General features: G+C 65.0%; 15 protein-coding genes. 8 read left to right on the top strand and 7 right to left on the bottom strand.

From position 1 onward, the window contains the following. Positions 1-19: 19 nt before the first annotated feature. The 6 genes from P0D84_RS12105 to P0D84_RS12080 form a co-directional block, all read right to left on the bottom strand. Positions 20-754, bottom strand: coding sequence for a Crp/Fnr family transcriptional regulator (locus tag P0D84_RS12105; protein WP_028198151.1), 735 nt, complete (start codon positions 752-754; stop codon positions 20-22). A 632-nt stretch (positions 755-1,386) separates the two neighbouring features. Beyond that, the gene (locus P0D84_RS12100; protein ID WP_408336602.1) at positions 1,387-3,963 is read right to left on the bottom strand and encodes a glycosyl hydrolase 2 galactose-binding domain-containing protein; all 2,577 of its coding nucleotides are present in this window, start codon (positions 3,961-3,963) and stop codon (positions 1,387-1,389) included. A 30-nt stretch (positions 3,964-3,993) separates the two neighbouring features. After that, the gene (locus P0D84_RS12095; protein ID WP_408336599.1) at positions 3,994-5,055 is read right to left on the bottom strand and encodes a DUF1839 family protein; all 1,062 of its coding nucleotides are present in this window, start codon (positions 5,053-5,055) and stop codon (positions 3,994-3,996) included. Beyond that, a complete protein-coding gene (locus P0D84_RS12090; RefSeq protein WP_408336596.1) occupies positions 5,052-6,128 on the bottom strand; it encodes an amino acid--[acyl-carrier-protein] ligase in 1,077 nt (358 codons plus the stop codon). The genes P0D84_RS12095 and P0D84_RS12090 overlap by 4 nt, the downstream gene beginning before the upstream one ends. A gap of 1 nt (position 6,129) precedes the next feature. Beyond that, entirely contained in the window at positions 6,130-7,428 is a 1,299-nt protein-coding gene (locus tag P0D84_RS12085) for an acyl-CoA dehydrogenase family protein (protein ID WP_408336593.1), read from the bottom strand. Beyond that, positions 7,425-7,676: an acyl carrier protein gene (locus tag P0D84_RS12080; protein ID WP_179731268.1), complete on the bottom strand. Its 252-nt coding sequence runs from the start codon at positions 7,674-7,676 to the stop codon at positions 7,425-7,427. Before P0D84_RS12080 ends, P0D84_RS12085 begins: the two co-directional genes overlap by 4 nt. Positions 7,677-8,042: 366 nt before the next feature. Between P0D84_RS12080 and P0D84_RS12075 the strand changes: the two genes are divergently transcribed. From P0D84_RS12075 to P0D84_RS12050, 6 genes are read left to right on the top strand one after another with little or no spacing between them, the layout of a single operon-like run. Continuing rightward, positions 8,043-8,576 (top strand): GNAT family N-acetyltransferase, encoded by a 534-nt coding sequence (locus P0D84_RS12075; RefSeq protein WP_408336590.1) that lies wholly within the window; start codon positions 8,043-8,045, stop codon positions 8,574-8,576. After that, positions 8,573-10,120, top strand: a complete 1,548-nt coding sequence (locus P0D84_RS12070) for an O-antigen ligase family protein (RefSeq protein WP_408336587.1) — start codon at positions 8,573-8,575, stop codon at positions 10,118-10,120. Before P0D84_RS12075 ends, P0D84_RS12070 begins: the two co-directional genes overlap by 4 nt. A gap of 26 nt (positions 10,121-10,146) precedes the next feature. Further along, entirely contained in the window at positions 10,147-11,325 is a 1,179-nt protein-coding gene (locus P0D84_RS12065) for a glycosyltransferase family 4 protein (RefSeq protein WP_408336584.1), read from the top strand. Beyond that, positions 11,322-12,476 (top strand): glycosyltransferase family 4 protein, encoded by a 1,155-nt coding sequence (locus tag P0D84_RS12060; protein WP_408336581.1) that lies wholly within the window; start codon positions 11,322-11,324, stop codon positions 12,474-12,476. The genes P0D84_RS12065 and P0D84_RS12060 overlap by 4 nt, the downstream gene beginning before the upstream one ends. A 12-nt stretch (positions 12,477-12,488) precedes the next feature. Next, positions 12,489-14,888: an NHL repeat-containing protein gene (locus tag P0D84_RS12055; protein ID WP_408336578.1), complete on the top strand. Its 2,400-nt coding sequence runs from the start codon at positions 12,489-12,491 to the stop codon at positions 14,886-14,888. After that, positions 14,885-16,039: a glycosyltransferase family 4 protein gene (locus P0D84_RS12050; RefSeq protein WP_408336575.1), complete on the top strand. Its 1,155-nt coding sequence runs from the start codon at positions 14,885-14,887 to the stop codon at positions 16,037-16,039. The genes P0D84_RS12055 and P0D84_RS12050 overlap by 4 nt, the downstream gene beginning before the upstream one ends. A gap of 220 nt (positions 16,040-16,259) precedes the next feature. Here P0D84_RS12050 and P0D84_RS12045 read toward each other — a convergent pair whose 3' ends face one another. Further along, positions 16,260-17,717 carry an oligosaccharide flippase family protein gene (locus P0D84_RS12045; protein WP_408336572.1) on the bottom strand — a complete coding sequence of 486 codons (1,458 nt, stop codon included), beginning with the start codon at positions 17,715-17,717 and terminating at the stop codon, positions 16,260-16,262. A gap of 215 nt (positions 17,718-17,932) precedes the next feature. Here P0D84_RS12045 and P0D84_RS12040 point away from each other — a divergent pair, with 215 nt between their 5' ends. Then, entirely contained in the window at positions 17,933-18,931 is a 999-nt protein-coding gene (locus P0D84_RS12040; protein ID WP_408336569.1) for a glycosyltransferase family 2 protein, read from the top strand. Between the two features lie 158 nt (positions 18,932-19,089). After that, entirely contained in the window at positions 19,090-21,069 is a 1,980-nt protein-coding gene (locus P0D84_RS12035; protein WP_408336566.1) for a serine aminopeptidase domain-containing protein, read from the top strand. The last annotated feature ends 32 nt before the right edge of the window (positions 21,070-21,101 follow it).

Here is a 21,101-nt window from a genome sequence, read left to right as displayed (position 1 = left end):
CAGCCTTGAGGCCGGCTGCTTACTCGACGGTTTCAGCCTGGCGCAGACGCGGCAGCAGACGGTCGAATTCGCGCTTTACGAGGCCGTAGCATTCGCAGGCGCGCGCTTCCAGACCTTTGCGATCGAGGATCTTGATGTGGCCGCGGCTGTGATGAATCAGGCCTTCGTCGTGCAACTTGCCGGCCGCTTCGGTGATGCCTTCGCGGCGTACGCCGAGCATGTCGGCGATCAGTTGCTGGGTAACCGTCAGATCGTTCGATGCCACGCGATCCACTTCGATCAGCAACCAGCGGCACAATTGCTTGTTCAATGCGTGGTGGCGATTGCAGGCCGCGGTTTGTGCGACTTGCGTGAGCAGGGCGTGCATGTACAGCAGCATCAGGCGGCGCAGGAAATCAGAGCGTGCGAATTGCTGCTTGAGCGCCTGTGCGCTCATCCGGTAGGCGAAGCCGGCGCATTGCACCTGCACGCGGTTCGGCATGGTTTCGCCGCCCGTGAGCACCGGCACGCCGGTCATGCCTTCGCGGCCGACCGCGGCGATTTCGACCGAGCTGCCGTCTTCCATCGTCGAGAGCATCGAGATGATCGCAGTGGTCGGGAAGTAGACGTGATGGATCCGTTGACCTGAATCGCACAGCAGTTGCTCGGTGCGCAGATGAACCAGTTCAAGATGGGGGGCAAGTGCTTGCCATTCGTGGGACGGCAATGCGCCGAGCAAATGGTTGCCGTGCAAATCTGATTGAAGTGTCAACATGATCGGTCCTCGCTGAAGCCGCGCGTTGCGTGGCTTCGTGTTTTTGATCCGATGCCTGCATCCTTGAATTAACAACTTTGCTGCCTGGCGAGCAGCGAGGGATGGACAGGAACGGCCCCGTATTGGCCTGATGCGCCACCGCCGTTCTTGTAGATCTCGTTGCGGCGACGCGATGTTGCGCTTTCTCTTTAGCGAGGAGCGTGCCAGCCATAGGGAAAGCGAGTCCTGGTGCGGCGCAGCGAACCAAGCCTTAGCGGCGCGCGAAGCCAAACGTGGCTTTTTGTTTCAATTCTGCACAACGCCTGGTTAGCGCAGAACCCGTTCGAAGGATCTTTTTATTCGACCCAAGTCATTGATCGGATTGGCTTAGCGGGTGATGAGCAGCGCTTTGCGGTGGCTGTCTCACGGATGCAATAGCCGTTGTGGGGGGCGTTATCGGGGGCCGTCCGGGATGCGTTGGAATTGATTCAGATGTGTTCTATACGCTGCGTGCGCTCGCGTACGGAGTCTCACTTTTGAAGAGCGGGAAGTCGCAAAAGAACCAACACTGATTCCGCAGACCAGACAGGTGGCTTCGCGCAGCGCGAGGTTTTATGCGGGTTGCGAAGGGGTCGCTAGTTCAGGGAAGACAATCAGCCGTAGAAGGTGGCGGATAGCGCATTGATCGCGCGGACTTCGCCCGCGGGAGTCGCGCATGTTGCGTCTGCTTTAAACGCGACGTTAGATGCGTGTGCAACGAGTTTTTCAACGGCGATGAGCGGCACGATGCAGGGGCGGTTCGGCGGCAGATGGAACCAGTCGTGCGCGGCGCGGTAGTGCGCGTCAATGATATGAACGAAGCGTGCGAAGCGCTTTGCCTCGATGACCAGCTGCCAGCCGTCGGCGGTGTGTTCGGTGCTGACCGTCAGGCCGAGGTCGTGACGCTCGCCCGCGCGCCGCTCCGGCAGATGAACGGCTTCTGAAACGATCCGGCCGCTCGCCGGATCGCGCAGTGTCGCAATCGTGACGTCGTGGGCGCGCGGCCCGAAGCGGTAGGCGTGGGTGAAATCGAAGAACTGGCCGAGGCACTCGGCCGCGCCGATACGCTGTGTGCCGTGCGGCGCCAGTTCCACCGCGCGGCTGGCCGACGCCACCTTGACGCTGCCCTCGCGCAGGCAGACCAGATCCAGTTGCGCGTGCAATGGCTCAGCCCGTTCGTTCAGCAGATGAATATCGAGGCCGTTGAGGCCTTCGTCGGTCATGACCAGCTGGATGGGTTGGAGCGTCGCCGCGAGCCCGTGCAGGGCGCTTTTAGGCCGTCCTGTGGCATCAATCAGGCCCCAGCCCGCGCCGGGGCGCAGATCCTGCAGCTGCCAGACCAGCGCGCCGCCGCACGTCGAGCCGGCGCGCCGCCATTCGGCAAATACGTCGCTCATCAGCTCGGCGACCACCGCCCGCGAGAGATCCAGATAGCGCTCAGGGTCTTCGTAACGCAAGCGGGCCGGCTCGACGCCGTAGAGCGTCTGCAGATAATGGTCGCGTACGTCGTCGAAATCCCAGCCGGCGCCGGGGTCGCGCGGGACCGCAGCTTTCCAGCACGGATCGTGCGAATGGATCGTGCCCAGCGCGTCGTGCAAGGTGGCGTCATCGGGCACGTTGGCGAACGCCAGACATTCGGCGGCAAAACGGACCTGCGCGCGGCGCACGTCGTCGAGAGGACGTTGATAGGCCCCGACGCCGTAGTAATGCGTGATGCCCTCGTTAGTCGAAAACGGCCACGCGCCGCCCGAGGGCGAATTGCTCACATACGCTACGTCCGGCCGTTCGCGCGTTGCAATGGCCGGTAACAGTTCGGTAAAAAGCGGTTGCGCGCGCATCGAAGCGGGCAGGCCGAACATGGCCGCCTGCTGGTCGACTTCGCTGCCGCCGCACAGCACCGCGAGCGATGCGAAGCGCCGCGTGCGGGTCAGAAATTGCGTGGCTTCGCGCTCGACGGTGGCGCTGAAGGTGGCATCGTTGGGGTAGTCGAAATTCGCCAACGCGAAGTCCTGCCAGATGAGCAGGCCGTATTCGTCAGCAAGCGCGTAGAACGCGTCGGACTCGTACACCATCGTGCCGCCTACCCGCAGCATGTTCATGCCTGCATCGCGGGCCAGCGCGAAAGCGTGGCGCAATTGCGCCTCGGTGCCGCCCAGCGTGACGAGATCCGCGCTGGTCCAGCAGGCGCCGCGGCAGAACACCGGGGTGCCATTTACGCGCAACGCGAAGCCCGCGCCGTCCGCGCTGCGATCCACTTCGATGCTGCGAAAACCGACCGATCCTAACGAATGAGAAATCGCGGGGTCGTCACCGAGCTGAAACGTCAGAGGATATAAAGTGGGCTCGCCATGCGTGTGTGGCCACCATCGTTCGGCGTGCGGCACACGCACGTTGCCGGTGAGTGTATATGCATCGCGCCATTGCAAAGACGAAACAATGCCATCGCAATTCAACGAGGCAGCGCATCTGTCGACGTCATGCGGATGCACGAAATGTAGCGTGAGCGAAACAACGCCGTCATCGTCTTCAAGACGGCTTGTCAGGTCGATCGTGTCGAAGGCGTGCGGCGCATCGCTTAACAGTTCAACCGGACGCCACGGTCCAACTGCCTGCACCGATGGACACCAGCCGGGCATATGGCCGAGCAGGGTGGTGCGCACGCTGCGCAAGGTGGACGGTGTTACCAGCCGCGGCCGCCAGCGGGCGCGTGAGCGTTTTGCCGCCAGGGCGGGCGTCAGCGAGCGAAAGCACAGCGCGAGCGTTGCGCTGCCGTGCAGTTCGATATCGAGATCGTGCGCGACGAACATCGAATCGGACTCCAGACGCTTGATGCCGTCGAGCCAGACTTCGGCGAGCGTGGCGAGGCCGTGCAGGCGCAAACGGCGTTTGCCCATGCCTGTCAGCGTGAGCCGGTACCAGTGATCGTCGAAGGCGAGGGGTGGTGGATTCGCAACGTCAAAGAGACCCGCGGCACGGCGCGCGCTTGCCACCGTGCCGGGTACTTGCGCGGCGAGCCAGCCTTCAGCAGGCAAGTCGCCGGGTGAGGCGCATGCACCCGCCGGCGTGCTCACGCACTGCCAGCCGGCATCGAGCTGTTGTGGCCACAGGTCTTGATAGATGGCCTTGGGTGAGGCAGCGGCCGGAAGCGGGCCGCCTTCATCCGATACCAGGTCAGTCGTCAGCGCATCCACGGCGTTTTCCTGAAGCTCGCAACGAGCTCGTCACAGTACAAGCGCAGCGAGCGGTGGCAGCGTATTTTCGTAGGCGCTTTCGAGCACGTCGAAACAGTCTTCGCACGTATCGCGGCGTCCGCGTGCAATGGCCCGCACGAGCCGGAACTGCATCACCATCGATTCCGACGCGATCCGCTGCGCCGCCGCCGGAATCGACGCGGGCATCTCGAAGCCTTGCGCGGAGAGCCACAGCAGATACTTCGAGAGAAACTCGAAGTTCGCGCCGAGCTGCCGCATCAGGTTGAACGAGTACGGGTGAAAGAACGCCTCACCACGCTCGAGCAACATGTCGAGATGCGCGGGAAACGCGGCACGCCACTGCGAGATCGGATTGGTCAGCGGCCGCCGGCCCAGATGCGCGCACAACAATTCCGCCGATGCTTCGGCGAGCGCGGTGCCTTCCAGCGCGGGCCGCGACTGCTTGGCGAATTCGACATACGGAAACAGCAGGTCGGGCTGTTGCGCGAATTGCGGCAGCTTGCGAAACACGCCGTCGTAGTCAACGCCCTCGAGCAGGTGATAGCCGGTGTTGTGGAAATAGCCGAGGCGGCGCGCGGGCGGATCGATGAAGTCGATGCCCACGGTGGTTTTCGGATGCTCGCGCCGATACGACGTGGCACGCGTATTCGGCAGGTAATAGCCGTCCACTTCCACCAGCACCGTGTGGCCGCGCGAGGTTTGCGCGAGCACGCGGGCTTCGAGCGAGTCGTAGATCGCCAGTTCCTGCACCTGGGTGCCGTAAAGCCGTTCGAGGTCTTCGAGCGGGAATTTGAAGAAGGTGAACTGATCGCCTTCGAAGTCCTGGGTGACGGTAAAGCCGAGCGCCGCGCGCGGATCGAGCCCGAAGCCGTGCAGCAGTTCGATCCACAGGTCGACGTAGCAGTTGGTCTCCTGCCACACGCGCTCGCCCTGATGCAACGCATGCGGCGCGTGCTGACGCAGCGCCGTTGCGGGCGGGGTCACACCGCCTTGAGCCGGCGGGTCGAGCCGCCGGGGCAACGCGAAGGCGGATTGCACGCCCTTCGGCACGGGGATCAGGGATGGATTCATGCGCTCTCTCCGGCGCTCTGCGCAGTCATCGCGGCCGCCGCTTGCATGGTCTGCATGCCTTGCGCCACGCGCCCCGCGGTGTCGCCCCACAAGAGCGCGCGCACGTCGTCCGGCCACGCGTTGACATCGAGCCCATGATGGCGGAACAGCGCGAGCGTGATGCGCTCCATGCCGAAGCCGACACAGCCCGTATGCGCCACCGCGCCGTCTTCGCAGGCGATCTTCCAGATCGCGCCGAAGTGCTCCATGTGATAGTTGAACGACAGGCACGCCGTCTTGCCGCGCGGGTCGGCCACCGGAATCAGCAGTTCGAACTTGAGCGCCTGAGCACGCTGACTATCGGCGACGATCTTGCCGCCGCGGCCGAAGAACGGATCGTTGGCGAGGTCCACTTCCACCGGCAGTTGCAGCAGCGTGATCAGGAGCGAGCCGCGTTCGACCCACATCTGCCTGAACGCCATCACCTGGTCGGCGCTGCCGAGGCGCACGTACTCGCGCTGCCGGAACATCTGCATGCGGCCCGGATCGAGCGAGGGTTCGTGGCGGAAGCAGTACGACAGCACGTCGATGGTGCGGCCGTCGGCGGGCAGCGGACCGCGCCGCGCCACCACCGGATAGATCGGATAGCAGGCCGCCGGTGTCAGCACCACCCGGGTCGGTTTCTGCTGCGCCATCCATTCGTCGCTGCGATCGTCGTCGCTGTCGGTCATCGCGTCGTCGAGCGCGCGCAACAGGCGCTGGTGGCCCATGTCGTTGCCGCAGAACGAGTGGATCGTGCCGGCGAGATTCGGAAAGCTCTTCAGATATTCGCTGTCTTCGAAATCGGTGCGGCGCATCGCCGGCGGAAAGCGCAGCACTTCCGGTTGCTGGTCCGCGCCCAGATGCGTGATCGCTACGTTCAGACGTTCCACCACATCTTCGAAAATCTGGCTGCGGCCATACAAGCCGTTTTCGCCGGTATCGATCAGCAGGCCCGCTGCCAGCAGTTCGTCGCGGAAAGTCGGCGCCGCGGTTTCCTGAGCGGCTGCGGCCGTTGCAGCGGCCAGTGCGGCGGTATCGGTCATCGTGTTCATGTCAGGCTCTCCCCGGGGCGGCAGGACGCTGCGCGAGCAACAGGCTCGCCGTGTTCTGCGCAATACGGTCGTTATTGATCATCAGCGGCGCGGAGTACAGGTCGCGCAGATGCCGTCCCACGCTGTATTCCGTGCCGTTCTTGTAACCCGCCATGCCGCAGATCATCAGTACTTCCTGCACGACTTGCAGTGCGGTGGTCGAGATGCTGGTCTTCAGCGTGTTCATGTCGGAGGCGAAGCCGAGCATCGCCGAGAGCGGCGCATCGGCCTGGCAGCCGCCGTGTTTCGCGTGGTGCGCGGTGCGCGCCGCTTCGAGCGCGACCGAGAGGCGCGCCTGCATCATCTGCAGTAGGCCGACCGCCTCGGCGAGGCGCAAACCAGCCGGCGGAATCGCCCCGGGCTTCGAGCGGGCCTGTGCGCGGAAGAAGGCTTTCGCGCGGTTCACCGCGTCGCTGGCTACGCCCGTCCATACCGAGGCCCACAGCGTGTGCGAGACCGGCAGCATGGTCTGATCGGCGATATCGGCGAAGGGGGTCGGCAGGATCTGCTCGGCGAGACCCGTAGCGACGAGCCGGAAGCCCTCGCTGCAGGTGCCGCGCATGCCCATCGAATCCCAGCCGCCGCGTTTTTCCAGTTGCGTTGCTTCACGTAGCGCCACGATCAGCACCTGGTCGGCCGCGGCCGATTCGGCAGTGCGGCGCGCGGTGACGAGAATGCCGTCGGCGTGCGCGCCGTAGGAAATCGTCGGCGCGAGCTTTTCGATGCGAAAGCGCTGCTTGCCGGGCTCACCGTCGAGTTCGACCGAGCAGGCGCTGGTGCGCATATTGCCGCCGATGGTCTCTTCAGACGTCGCCGAAGCCAGCAGCCATTGATGCTCAACCAGTTGCGCGAGCAACTGCCGGTGCCACGCCGACTCGCTGCCGTGTGCCTCGATGCAGGCCACCTGAATCTGATGCATCGCGTACACCATCGCGGTGGAGGCGCAGCCTTGCGCGAGCGTTTCGCAGATCGCACCGACATCCGCGAGCGAAAGCCCCGCGCCGCCGAAGGCGGCCGGCACCATCGCCGACAACAAACGTTCGCGCTTGAGCGCCTCGAAGGCTTCGCGGGGAAAGCGCGCTTCGCGGTCCACCGCATCGGCGAACTGGGTGGCCACGGCGGCGCAGCGTTGCGCCGCGGCGCGCCAGCCGGGTTCGGTTTCCACCGCGCTCAGCACGACGCCTGCGACGGCGGCTTGCTCCGTGGCAGCATCGGCGAGCGGTGCCGCCATCGCGGCGCTGTCCAGCAGCGGGGCGTTCATGCTGCCGCCTTCGCCTGTTGCAGTTCGACGACCGCGGCGGCCATTGAATCGATGCTCGAGAACAGCCGGCGCGTGAGCATGCGGTCCGGAATTTCAATGCCGAATTCATCTTCGATGGCGAGCATCAGATGCACGGTCGCGAGCGAGGACAAGCCCGCGGCGTATAGATCGGCGTCGTCGGCCAGGGTGTCCGGCGAAACGTCGAGACGGGCTGATTCGGAAAGGATGCGGCGCAGTGCAGTTTTCATCTTGAGTTGCCCCCTTGGTGGTCAACGGTCTCTTGAAGGTTGCTGACGTCAAACGAACAGAAGTCTTCGTTTTGGTGTTTATCGCGGAGCGGGGTCATCGCGGCGCGTCTGGTGGCGGTTCGGCGCGCATGCTTGCCGCGCTTTCACGGTGCCCTGAAGCTGTTTTGGCGGCTCCTCGCTACACCATGTCCCGACGCCTCGTATTTAAGAATTGTCAAAGCCCAGCGTCAGTGCGATGGCGCACGGAAACACGCGTTTTGCGGACGTACCGTGTAGCCATGACAACAGGCCGGCGTGTCGAGCCAGGCCGTCGGGAGCGGCGAGCGATGCCGCGCTCGCTGAACTTATTTACCGCTGGGGAACGTGATGAACTGGAAAACGCTGGAATTCGAACAGCTCTCGGCGCGTGAGTTGTACCTGATCTTGCGGGCGCGCAGCGCGGTCTTCGTGGTCGAGCAATCGCATGTCTGTCTTGATGCCGATGGCCGCGACGAGCGTGCGCTGCATGTCTTCGCGCTCGAGGACGTGGCGCGGCCCATGCCGATCCTGGCCTACGCGCGCCTGCAACCCGGCGATGCCGAAGATCCGGAAATTACCATCGACAAGGTGCTGACGAGCCCACTGCGGCGCGGCGACGGCACAGCTGAGATGTTGATCGAACGGGTGCTGCAGGCGATCGCCGAACGTTGGCCGGGACACGCCGCGCGGGTGAGTGCGCCGCTCGGCTTGCGCGACTTCTACGAGCAATTCGGCTTTCGCAAGACGGAAGGGCCGTACCTCGAACATGGCGAGCCGTTCATCGGCCTGACGCGCCAGGTGCGCGGCAGCCCGACGCTCTTCGGCATGCGGCGCCGCGAGCGCGATGGCGTGGCGCAGGTCAACACGTTCGAGCTTCTATGATGGCGCGAGCGCTGGTCACGCCTTCCACCCAGGCTGGACTATCGACATCGCCGGGCAAAGCGCGTGCGTTTGCCGGCGACGCGTTCGCGTCTGACATGCCGAGCGCGCGTTCCCGCGCAGCGCAAGCGCAGCCAAAAGGCTTGCGTCATCCGCTCCTGTTGCCGTTACTCCTGTTTGCCGCGACCCTGGGTTTGATCCTGCTGCATCAGGGCAGGCTGGTCGAATATTTCTTTCCGCTTGGCGCGTTCGGCGTGGCGTTGGTGTTGTATTGGCGCTCGCCCGCGCACTACATCGGATTCGTCTGCTGGCTGTTTTTTCTGACGCCGGAAGTGCGGCGCCTCGCGGACTTCATCAACGGTGCGTTCAATCAGCAAAGCCCGATTATGGTGGCGACGCTGCTCGCCGTCGCGCTCACCGGCCTGACCTTGCTCAAGCATGTCAGGTTGTTCGGGCAACGCCGTGCGGCGCCGCTGGTACTGATCGTGATCGCCTTGCTCTATGCCTTTGTGGTCGGCATGGCGCAGGTCGGTATGGCAGCGGCGACGTTTACGCTGATCAACTGGCTGTATCCCGTGATGGTGGCGTTTTACCTCACTGTCACGTGGCGCCATTACCCCGCCTATCACCGGGTTCTGCTGAAGACCTTCGTTTATGGCGGACTCCTGATGAGTGTGTACGGCTTGATCGAGTTCGTCTCGCCGATGCCGTGGGACGCATTCTGGCTGATCTCCTCGAAGATGCTCTCGGAGGGGCAGCCGGTGCCGTTCGGCATGCGCGTGAGCAGCACGATGAATTCATGCGGCCCGTTCGCGGTCACGCTCATGACGATTCTGCTGATGTCGCTCGCCGCGCGCGGTAAAGCACGCATCCTGCTCGGCTGCGTGGGGATTCCCGCGCTGCTGCTCACCAGCGCGCGCAGCGCGTGGGGCGGTTTCGCGATCGCGCTGTTGTACTCGTTCGCGATGCTCGACGGCAAAAGCCGGGCGCGGCTGCTGGCCGGCGTGCTGGCGCTGGCCGTGGTGGCCGCGCCGCTGATGATGATCGATCAGGTTGCCGAACCGGTGATGCAGCGCTTGAGCACAATTCAGAACCTCGGCCAGGACGACAGCTACCAGGCGCGCGCGGAGTTCTACAAGTCGTTCATGTCGTCGGCGCTCACCGATATTGCCGGCCAGGGGCTGGGCACGACCGGTCTCGGCAGCAAGCTGTCCGACGACAAGAGCGCGCAGGCCATGCTCAATTTCGACAGCGGCCTGATGGAGGTGCCCTACGTGATGGGGTGGCCCGGCACGCTGCTTTACACCACCGGCATCGTCATGCTGCTGTGGCGTGCCTGGCGGGCGAGCCGTCGCCACCCAACTGACTTGCTGGCGATCTCCGGCGTCGGCGTGGCCGTGGCGATCTTCTCGATGATGATTTTCGTCAACACATTGACCGCGGTGTCGGGGATGTTTTTCTTTATCGGCGTGACCCTGCCGGTGATTTCGTTGCGCTACGCGCGTGAACGCCACAGTCCGGTCGCCGTGGCCCGGGCACGACCGTGAAAAATATCCAGAGGAAGGACAACGGGATGCGGATTTTGATCGTCACCCATGTCGTGCGCAAGAACGATGGGCAAGGGCGCGTCAACTACGAGATCGTGCTGGCAGCGCTCGCGGCCGGTCATTCGGTGACCCTGCTCGCCGCCCAGGCGGCCCCCGAGCTGGTGCAGCACCCGGGTGTGCGCTTCGTGCGGATCGCTGAAAGCCGGCTGCCGACCAGGCTCGTCCAGTATCAGCTGTTCGCGTGGCGTTGCGGCGCGTGGATCCGTGCACATCGTCAGGCGTTCGATGTGATTCACGTGAACGGCTTCATCGCGTGGGCGCGCGCCGATGTCAATGCGGCGCATTTCGTTCACGACGGCTGGTATCGCTGCGGTTTCTATCCGTTCCGCCTGTTGCGCGGTCTCTACGATGCGTATCAGGTCCTCTACACGCTGCTCAATATCGGCTGCGAGAAATGGGCCTTCCGGCATGCGGAGGTCATCGTGCCGGTGTCGCATACGGTCGCCGCCGAAGTGCGCGCGCTGGGCGCCGGGGCGGCGCGGCTGCAAGTGATTCATAACGGCGTCGATGTCGACGAATTCGCGCCCGGTAAGTCTCAGCGGAGCCGCTTCGGTCTGCCGACGGCGCGCTTCATGTTGCTGTTCGCCGGCGATTTGCGCATGTCGCGCAAGAATCTCGACACGGTGCTGCGCGCGCTGGTGCACACCTCGGCCGACGTGCATCTGGCGGTCGCGGGGATTCTGCACAACAGTCCCTACCCGGCGCTGGCGGCGTCACTCGGGTTGACGGAGCGGGTCCACTTCACGGACCTGGTGATGGACATGCCCGCGCTGATGCGTTCAGTCGACGCGTTCGTGTTTCCCTCGCGCTACGAACCGATGGGACTGGTGCTGCTCGAAGCGCTGGCCGCCGGATTGCCGGTCATTACCGTGCGTACCGCGGGCGGCGCTGAGGTGATTACGCCCAGAAGCGGCATCGTGCTCGACGATCCCAACGATGAGGCCGCGCTTGCCGCGGCGATCGAACGTCTCGCGAGCGATCGCGCCTACGCACGCCGCCTCGGGCAGGCGGCGCGCGAAGTCGCCCGGACCTTGAGCTGGCAGGCCATGGCGGAACGCTATCTGGCGGTCTATGAAGAGGTGCACGCGCGGCGCACGGCGCAATCGTTGCCGGCGGGCTGTGCGACCGCTTCGGCGGAGCTATGAGCGCGCCGATCGATTCGCTGCAAATCGGCATGCACTGGTTCAACGAGCGGCCAGGCGGGCTCGACCGCATGTTCGCGGCGTTGATCGATACGCTGCCTGCGCAGGGCGTCAATGTCCGCGGCATGGTGGCGGCCACGCCCGGTGTGTTCGACGCATCGGGCGGCAGCGTGCTGGCTTTCGCCAGCGCGCAGGCGCCGCTCGGGACGCGTCTGTGGGGCTCGCGCAGGCAGTCGCGGGCGCTGCGGTCGGCGCGGATGCCCGATATCGTCGCCACGCATTTCGCGCTTTACGCGGCGCCCACCGCAGGCCTGTTCAGAAACGTGCCGAAGGTCGTGCATTTTCATGGGCCATGGGCGGACGAATCCTATCCGGGGGGCGATGGCGGCTGGGCACGTGCCACGCGGCTCGCGCTCGAGCGTTTCGTGTACCGGGGCGGCACGCGTCACATCGTGCTCTCGCAGGCGTTCGGGAAGATTCTGCGCGAGACCTATGGCGTGCATGAGGAGCGCATCCGGATCGTGCCCGGCTGCGTCGACGTTGCGCAATTCGACACCCGCGTGACGCAGCGGCGGGCACGCGAGCAGCTCGGTTTGCCGCTGGACCGGCCGCTGTTGTTTTGCATGCGGCGCCTGGTTTCGCGCATGGGACTCGAAGACCTGATCGATGCGATCGCCGTCGTCAAGCCCGTGCTGCCCGATGTACTCCTGACGATCGCCGGCAAAGGGCCGCTGGCGGCGAAATTGCAGGCGCGTATCGTCGCCCGCGGGCTCGAGCGCCATGTGCGGCTCGTCGGCTTTGTGGCCGACGACACGGTGCCGCTCTGGTATCGCGCCGCCGATCTGTCGGTGGTGCCGACGGTGTCGCTCGAAGGCTTCGGACTCACGACGATCGAATCGCTCGCGGCCGGCACGCCGGTGCTGGTGACGCCGGTGGGCGGCCTGACGGAAGCGGTCGCGCCGCTATCCACTCAATTGGTGCTGCCTTCGTGCGGCTTCAACGCGATCGGCGACGGCATTGTCGACGTCCTGCTTGGCCGGCGCGTGATGCCGGATTCGGCAGCGTGCCGCGCGTATGCGCGCCGACATTTCGACCGGCCGGTAGTGGCCGCGCAGGTCGCGCAAATCTACCGCGAAGCGATCGACGCGTTCTGACGCGTAAAGACCATGCGACGCATTGCACGCACAACCTTCGAACGGCTCGTTTGCGCCGCCGCGCTGGCGCTGCCGGTGCTCGTGCTGATCGCGGCGAGCGGAGCGGGAGGCGGCACCACCCTCGGACCGGCGCAAACGCTCCGCGCCGAGCAGGGCGGGAACTTCGTGGCGTCGGCGAGCAAGCCTGCTGCCGAAGCGCTGGCCGTCGCCGCGCATCCGTCGCTGTCGTACCGCACGTCGTGGATCGGCAACACGTGGGGCTACGCGGATCATCGCTGGGTGCAGATCGACGTGCAGGCGCTCGCTGTCACGCCGGAGGGCGACGTCTTCACGAACGCGCCCTGGGACGAAGGTGGCGGCGAGATTGGCCAGTACCGTAACGGTCAACTGGTTCGCTACGGTGGCGACTCGCACGGCTGGGGCATGATGGGCGGCGACGCGATCGCCGTGAACGACGAATACGTGTTCGTCGCGCAAACGGTCGTCAGTCTCGGCAACGAGATGACCCAACACCGGCGCATGCCGCGCGAGGGCGAACAGTGGACCGGCGTGGCGCGCCGCAGCCGCACCGATATCCGCGACGGCGTGCCGTTCGCCGGTCAGGTGAGTCTGGCGGGGGGCCGCCGCCTGGCGTTTCTGCTGGTGTCGACTTTTTCGAGCAAGGACGATTACGCGATCCGTGGGCTCGCTGCGGACGAGACGCGGCTCTTCGTATCGAATCCGCGTGACAACCGCGTGCAGATTTTCGATGCGCAAACCATGCAGGCGGTCGGCAGCTTCCCGGTTCACGAACCGGGGCGCCTCGCGCTGGCGCCCGATGGTTCGCTGTGGATCGTCGAGAACAGTCGCACCGACGGTGCCGCGCGTGTGGTTCATCGGGCGCGCAATGGCGCACGCCTGGGCGAGCTTGCGTTGCCGCGAGGCGTAGTGCCCGCGGATCTGACAGTCGACACACGCGGACGGCTGCTGATCGCCGACAACGGCGTGCGCCAGCAGATCCTGATTTTCACGATGAATCCTGCCGGCGTCGCAGCGTCCGGCGCCGCTCAAGCGGGCGCGGGCATGCAGTTGTCGGCGAGCTTCGGCGAAGAGGGCGGCATTTATGCGGGCCGCGCCGGTGCGCCGGGGCCACGGCGCTTCAATGGATTGACCGGCGTCGGGGTGGACCGCGCCGGCAACATTTATGTGTCGATGAACGGCGCGGGGCCGCGTCCGATCGGCACGGGCGCGAGCACTTACGATGGCGCGCTGATCGAGAGCTATGCGCCCGACGGTACGCAGCGCTTCAGCCTGCAAGGGTTGTTATTCGTCGATGGGGCGCAATTCGTCGACGGCGAGCCGCCCTCGGTCTATAGCGGCAGCAAGCGCTTCACGCTCGACCTGACGCGCCCGGTCGGCGAGGAGTGGTCGTACGCCGGCTACACCGCCGACCGTTTCCGCTATCCGTACGATCCGTACTTTCATCTGTACCTCGGCGGCCAGCGCGGCATGCCGCTCGTGCGCGATGTTCAGGGACACCGGCTGCTCTATACGACGGACATGTATTCGTCGTTTCTGCGCATCTATCGCTTCACCGCCGATCGCGAGACGGCGATTCCCGCGGGTCTCTTCGCGCAGTCGCATATCGACGGCGCGTGGCCGCCCAACCAGCCGCCGCAAGGCGAATGGATCTGGCGCGATGCGACCGGCAAGGGCGACTTCTCCACCAGCGCGTTCGACCAGAACACCGGCAGCACGGACGCTCCGCGGCTGCGTGCGTGGTGGGTCGACAGCCGCGGCGATATCTGGCAGGGCACGGAGTCGGCGGGGATCCGCTCGTTTCCGTTGCAAGGCTTCGACCGGGTCGGCAATCCGGTCTACCGCTACGCCGCGATGCGCGAGTATCCGCCGCCCGAGCCGTTCAACCGGATCGCGCGGCTGAACTACTTCCCCGCCGACGACACGATGTTCGTCTCCGGCTCGACAGCGGCGCATCCATTCGTTCAGGACAACTGGAATGGCGCGGGTTCGCAACTGGCCCGCTACGACCACTGGAAGAGCGGCAAGCCGGTGCTGCGCTATCTCATCGGCTTGCCCGACCGCGGGGCGCCCGACTGGTTGTCGATCAGCGGCTTCGCGGTGGCGGGCGACTACGTCTTCGCCATCGAAACCCGCAGCGCGATCGTGCGCGTCTACGACCGCGCTACCGGGCGCGATGTCGGCCGGCTCGAACCGGGCAAGGAAGTCGGCTCGACAAGCGGCTGGATCGACGTGCCGATGCCGCTGACCGCTCATCGCCTCGCGTCGGGCGAATACCTCGTGCTGGTCGAGGAAGACGCACACGGCAAAGCGCTCATGTATCGCTTCACGCCACCGATGGCGCCGCTCGCGCTGGCCGCGCCTCACTCAACAGATACTGCACAGACACCATGAAAATCATTCATCTCGCCAATCATGCGCAGAACGTCGGCAACGGCATCGTCAACATGATGGTCGACCTCGCCTGCATGCAGGCGCGTGCCGGCCACGACGTGACGGTGGCGTCGACGGGCGGCGGCCACGAGGCGTTGCTGGCGCGTGAGGGTGTGCGTCACGTGTTGCTCGCGCAAGCGCCGCGGCCGTCGCGCTTGCCCGCCATGATTGCGGGGTTCAACCGGCTGGTCGCGCAGTACGATCCCGACGTCGTGCATGCGCACATGATCACCGGCGCGCTGATCGCACGCTTCAGTTCACTGCGGCGGCGTTTCGTGCTCGTCACCACGGTGCACAACGAGTTCCAGAAAAGCGCGACGCTGATGCGCGTGGGCGACCGCGTCGTGGCGGTCAGCGAAGCCGTGGCGATCGCGATGGCGCGACGCGGCATACCACGGACCCGCCTTGGCGTGATCGGGAACGGCACGATCGGCACGCCACGCCTTGCCCACACACCGGTGCCCGATGAACCGCAGTTGGCTCATCCCTGCATCGTCACGGTGGCGGGCATGTATGAACGCAAGGGTATCCGCGATTTGCTGCAGGCTTTCGCGCTGTTGCGCAAGCGTGTGCCTGACGCGGTGCTGTATCTGGTCGGTGAAGGGCCCGATCGCGCCGCGATGGAAGCACTGGCCCAGCAACTCGGGGTAGCAGAGCAGGCGCACTTTACGGGCTTCGTTGCTGATCCGCGTGCCTATCTTGCTCAAGCCGACGTTTTCACGTTGGCTTCGCACGCCGAGCCGGGTGCACTGGTGTTGTGCGAAGCCCGCGAGGCGGGGCGCGCGATCGTCGGGACCCGGGTGGGCGGCATTCCGGAGATGCTCGATGACGGCGAGGCCGGTCTGCTGGTGCCGCCCGCGAATCCGGTGGAACTTGCGGAGGCGCTTGGCTTGCTGCTGATCGATCGTGTTGCCCGTGCCATGCTGATGGCGCGCTCGCGGAGGAATTGCGAGCGATTCAACGTGCAACGGGTGAGCGACGATTATCTGTCGGTCTATGAGCGCGCGCTTGCGAGCCGCCAGCCGCGCCGCTTTGCCACGATCGCCACGGCCAATCTGGCCACGCCTGACATTGCGGTGCCGGATGCTGTTTCACGGAAGACGATGTTGTGACGGGCAGGGAAGGTGATGTGATGTGAGGTGAGGTGAGAAGCCGGGGAACATCGGCGAACAGGCGTTGAAGAGGTCGCGAAAAGGCGTCTGGAGAAGAAAGAGGTGAAGCGAAGAGGTGAAGCGAAGAGGTGAAGCGAAGAGGTGAAGCGAAGAGGTGAAGCGAAGACGTAAAGCGAAGAGGTGAAGCGGGCCTGAAGCCAGACCCGCTTCTACCGCCCAACTAACTTGCCGACAACGTCAGCCGCGTCCACAGCTTATACACGACACCCCTGAGCTCGCTGGACCCATGCAACGACATCCCCAGATTCGCCGCCGCCATGACCAGCGCCGCGGCGATCAAAGTCGGCAATGCGGTGATCGAGTCGGCGAGCACCAGCGCGACGACCAGGAACGCGAGGTGGGCCAGCATATTGCGCACGATGGTCCAGACATGCAGTCGCGCGAAAAACAGCAGCACGGCATAGTCGAACAGCGACTTCATCACGACGACGACACCCGCGCCCATGATCCCGAACCAGTGAATCCCGCACCACAGCGCGCCGGCGAACACCGGCAGCTGGAGCCAGCTTACGCCCGCGATATAAGCGGGATTCGTCTGCGCCTGAATCAGAATCCCCAGAATGCCCGCTTGACCGCTCAGCCACACGCCCAGCACGAGCACGCTGGCGACGGGGGCAGCAGCGGCGACCGTCGGCCCCAGCCATAGCGTCAGAAACGGCTTGAGCGCGAACAGCGCGACGATCACGCAGGGCGTGAAGGCACCGTTCAGAAAAGCGAGGGCGCTGTGCGCGAGCGCGTCGGCGTCGGCGCGCGAAACGGCCGACAGGCGCGGGAACAGTGTGCGCACCATCGCGATCGGCAGCAGGTTCAGACGCGTGATGAGGTTCTGCGGGGTCGCATAGTAGGTGACGAAGCGCGCGCCGAGCAGCGCGCCCACCAGCACCCGGTCGAGCGTCGACGCAATCATGTTGGCGCCGGAGAACATCAGCATCCAGCGCCCGTAGCGAAAGAGCTCGGCCATCACGCGCCACTGCGGCATCCGCACGCGACGAATGCCGACCGCGCGGAACGCCGCCGCGCCGAGCAATACGCCGGCTAGCAGACGCGCCACCACCGCGGCCGGAATCACCACCGCGAGCGAGGGCGAAAAGCAGAAGATCGCCGCCAGCGGCAGCAACTGGAACAGCGCCGTGCCCAGCGTCTGGTTGATATTGAAGCTGGTGAAGCGTTCCACCCCGTTGATGGCGCCGGCAAACACCCACGAGACATTCGCGATCGGCACGGCCACCGCGATCCACGGCAGGCTCGCCATGACTTCGCGCTGAAAGGCGGCCTCGATCTTCACGCCGTGCGTGATGTAGAGAAACGTGCCGAGGTACACCAGCAGGCCGCCCACGATGCCGGTGCCCAGATTCATGAACCACGCGCTCCAGAAGATGAGCTCGATCGAGTCGTCATTGGCGGCGCGCGCCTTGGAGATCTGATTTTCGGTGGCGAGACTCGTGCCGAGATCGAGCACGCTGAAGTAGCCGATGAGCGTCCACACCAGATTGATGACCCCGTAGCGCTCGACGCCCATCAGGTGAATATAGGCGGGCACGGTAACGAGGGAGACGAAGGTCGGAGCGATGGCTCCTGCAAAATTGATGAAGATGTTCTTGACGATACTTCTTTCCATGGTGCGCTATCCGGCGGGTGAGTCATTCGATGATGGAGTCGATCACGAATGCTGTCGGTGCGTCGCCGCACCCAGCAGCGCGTTTGAAACGATGACGCCGGCCTCCCGTAGGCTTTGATATTGCGCCTTCGCCCATTGCGGATGTGTGGGTGGGCGTACAGATATTCGCGGTCCGGCAAGGTCAAATGAAATCCGTTACGGTTTTCGGAGTACCCATGATTGAGACCACGAACGAGGCCGGCCTCAAGCGCGGCAGTGGGGCAGCCGCGCGTCTGATCTCCATCTGCATTCCGACCTGCAATCGGCCGGCCTTGCTCGAACAGGCCATCGACAGCTGTCAGGCGCAGACGTATGGCGAATTTGAAATCGTGATCGGTGATGATTCGAGCGATGACAGCGCGCGCCAGGTGGTGGAGCGTTGCCGCTTGCGCAGCACGCGGCCGATCCCGATCCGCTACGAGCGCAATCTACCGCGGCTTGGACAGGCGGCGAACGTGAACCGGTTGTTCGCGCGCGCCCAAGGCGCGCGGCTCGTGCTGTTGCATGACGACGATCTGCTCGAGCCGAACGCGCTGAGCTGTCTCGACGCATGCTGGCACGCACATCCCGAGTTGACCGCCGCGTTCGGCAAACAGCGCGTCATCGCCGACGATGGCACGCCGCGGCCGCACGCCACCGAACGCCTGAATCACGATTATCTGCGGGTGCCTGAACGCGCCGGCCGGCTGCCGGTGCCGGCGCTGGCGGGCATCGACCAGATGTTCCCGAACAACGGCTATCTGGTGGATACCTTGGCCGCGCGCCGGATTGCGTACCGCGCGGCGGCTGAAGTCGGCGAAGCATGCGATTTCGATTTTGGCTTGCGGCTCAGTGTCGACGCGCTCGCGATCTGTTTCGTGGATGAGTTCGTGTCGGTTTCGCGCGAGACGGCGCTGTCGATATCGAGCCACGCGTTGCCGGCCATGCATGCGTTCGCGCAATTGCGCGCGAGCAGCGTGCCCGCGGCCGCGCAGGCCGCGCGCGATGACGCGCTGCGCCGCGTCGCGCCGCGCGCCGCCTCGGCTTATGCGCGCGCCGGTGAAGCGGCCGCCGCCTGGCGTGTGCTGCTGTCGCGGCACTACCCGATGCGCGAGCGGCTGCGGGCGCGCTTTTTCTATCACGTGCTGCTCGCTACCCGGTCGACCTTTGCGTTGCGCGCACCGCACGGCAATTGAACGGTACGTCGATTTGAATCGGCTCGGCCGTCACGGCATGTGGGTCGCCACACCACGTAAGTATCGGAGTCCGACCTAATGTGGCAGGGCGTACAGATGAACCGGGCGGCGTTTGTTGTAGTGATCGAAAGCGGCGTTGTCCCGGTGAGGAGCTTAGTGTGAGGCCAGTACTGTTCGATGGCCGGTTCGGCTGGTTGCATCCGGCAGAAGGGTCGAGTGGCGTGGTGCTGTGTGCCCCGTTCGGGTACGACGCACTGTGCACCTATCGCGGTATGCGGCGGCTGGCCGAACGCCTCGCCGCGCGCGGCATGCCGGTACTGCGGTTCGACTACTCCAGCACCGGCGATGCGGCGGGAGAGGCGAGCGAGCCCGGCCGCTGGCGCGCGTGGATCGACAGCATCAAGCTGGCCGTGGCGCTGCTGCGTGAAACGAGCGGTGTCGAACGCGTGACGCTGTGCGGGCTGCGGCTTGGCGGCATGCTCGCGGCGCTGGCCGCGCAGGAACTCGGCGGCGTGGATGGGCTGGTGCTGCTGGCCCCTGTTTTGTCGGGCAAGAATTATCAGCGCGAATTGCGGGCGCATTACCGCAAGTGGTTGTTGATGCCGGCCGCGATGGATTGCGAAGCCGAGCCCGATACCGATGCATTCGTCGAAGCGTACGGTTTTCGCCTCTATGGCGACACCCTGGAAAGCTTGCGCGCAGTCGATCTGCAGCGCGATGCCGCGCGGCCGGCCGAACGTGTGCTGGTGCTCGATTCGCTGGACCCCGCGCGGGTCGATGCGCTCGTTGCTCAGTATCGTGAACAGGGCGTGCAAGTGGAACGGCAGACGTTCGACGAATATGGCAAGTTCATGATGGAGTCGCTCGACAGCGAGATTCCGCAGGCGGCGTTCCGGTCGATCGAGGATTGGCTGGCATGTGGCGCCGAACATCCGGCCAGGCGTGAGCATCCAGTTGCGGACAGTGACGCTCACGCTCGCGCTCACGCCGCGCAAGATGCTGAGCACATGGCGGATCACGTTGTTGGCTGCGCGGCTAATCGCACCGACAGCCACACCAACAGCCACACCAACAGCCACACCACCGGCCACATCGTCGAGCCGGGCGTGATCGAAACACCGGTGTGGCTCGAAGGCGGCAGGATGTTCGGCATCTATTGCGTGCCCGCATCACACGCTGCGGCCGCGCCAGCGGCGCTGTTGCTGAATACCGGTGCCGTGTCGCGGATCGGCAATGCGCGACTCGGCGTGCGCTTCGCCCGGCGCCTCGCGCGGCAAGGTATTGCGTCGCTGCGTGTCGATCTCGGCGGCCTGGGCGACAGCCAGCCGTCGCTGGATAGGTTGAGTCTCGATGCGCTGTATGCGCAGGCAGGCGTCGACGACGCCGCGTGCGCGGCGCGTTGGCTGACGGCGCAAGGACATCGCGGCGCGGTGCTGCTCGGCATCTGCGCGGGCGCCTTCGTCGGCCTCCATGCCGCGTCGCGTGAACCGGCGGTGATCGGCGCCGTGCTGGTCAATTTGCAGAAGTTCACGTGGCACAACATCTGCGATGAACACGGCAAGCCAACGGTGCCCGTTGCCGCTTTCGGTTCGACGCGCACCTATCTGCGCTCGATGTGTCAGCCGCGTAAGTGGCTTCGCGTCGTGCGCGGGCAGACGGGCGGCCTGCCGGTCGCGCGCGAGCTGGCGAAGCGCTTCGCGGCCAGATTCGGCGCGACGCTCGCCGACAGGATCGAACGCATCAGCGGCATTCAGCTGGGGCCGAAGGACGAGCGGCGCCTGTTCACCGCGCTGCATGCGCGAGGCGTCGATACGCGTCTCCTGTACGGCGTGCTCGATGAGGGCGTCGAGGAGCTCGAACGCTACTTCGGGGCGCATGGTGGGCGGCTGCGGCGTTTCGAACGGATTGGCGTGGCCTTCTGCGAGCGCACCGATCACGCGATTCTCTCGTCACGCGCGCAAGAAAACGTGATGTCGTATTTCGAGGGTTTTTTCCACAGCACTTTCAGCGAAACCCGTCAGCCCGAGTCATCGGTTGCCGGCGGCTCGCTCCGCACGCGGCTCGACTGGCGGCATGCACGCACCCTGCAGTGGCTTCTAAAACGTGTGCGCGCGCTTCGTCTATCAGGGGAAGCGTAATGATCGCGTTGGGTTGTCGTTCCGGCGCGCTT

The sequence above is a fragment of the Paraburkholderia sp. RL17-337-BIB-A genome, from assembly GCF_046025895.1.
Taxonomy (GTDB): Bacteria; Pseudomonadota; Gammaproteobacteria; order Burkholderiales; family Burkholderiaceae; genus Paraburkholderia; species Paraburkholderia fungorum_C.
Note: the sequence above shows the minus strand (reverse complement) of the source record. Positions and strands in the feature narration are given on the sequence as shown.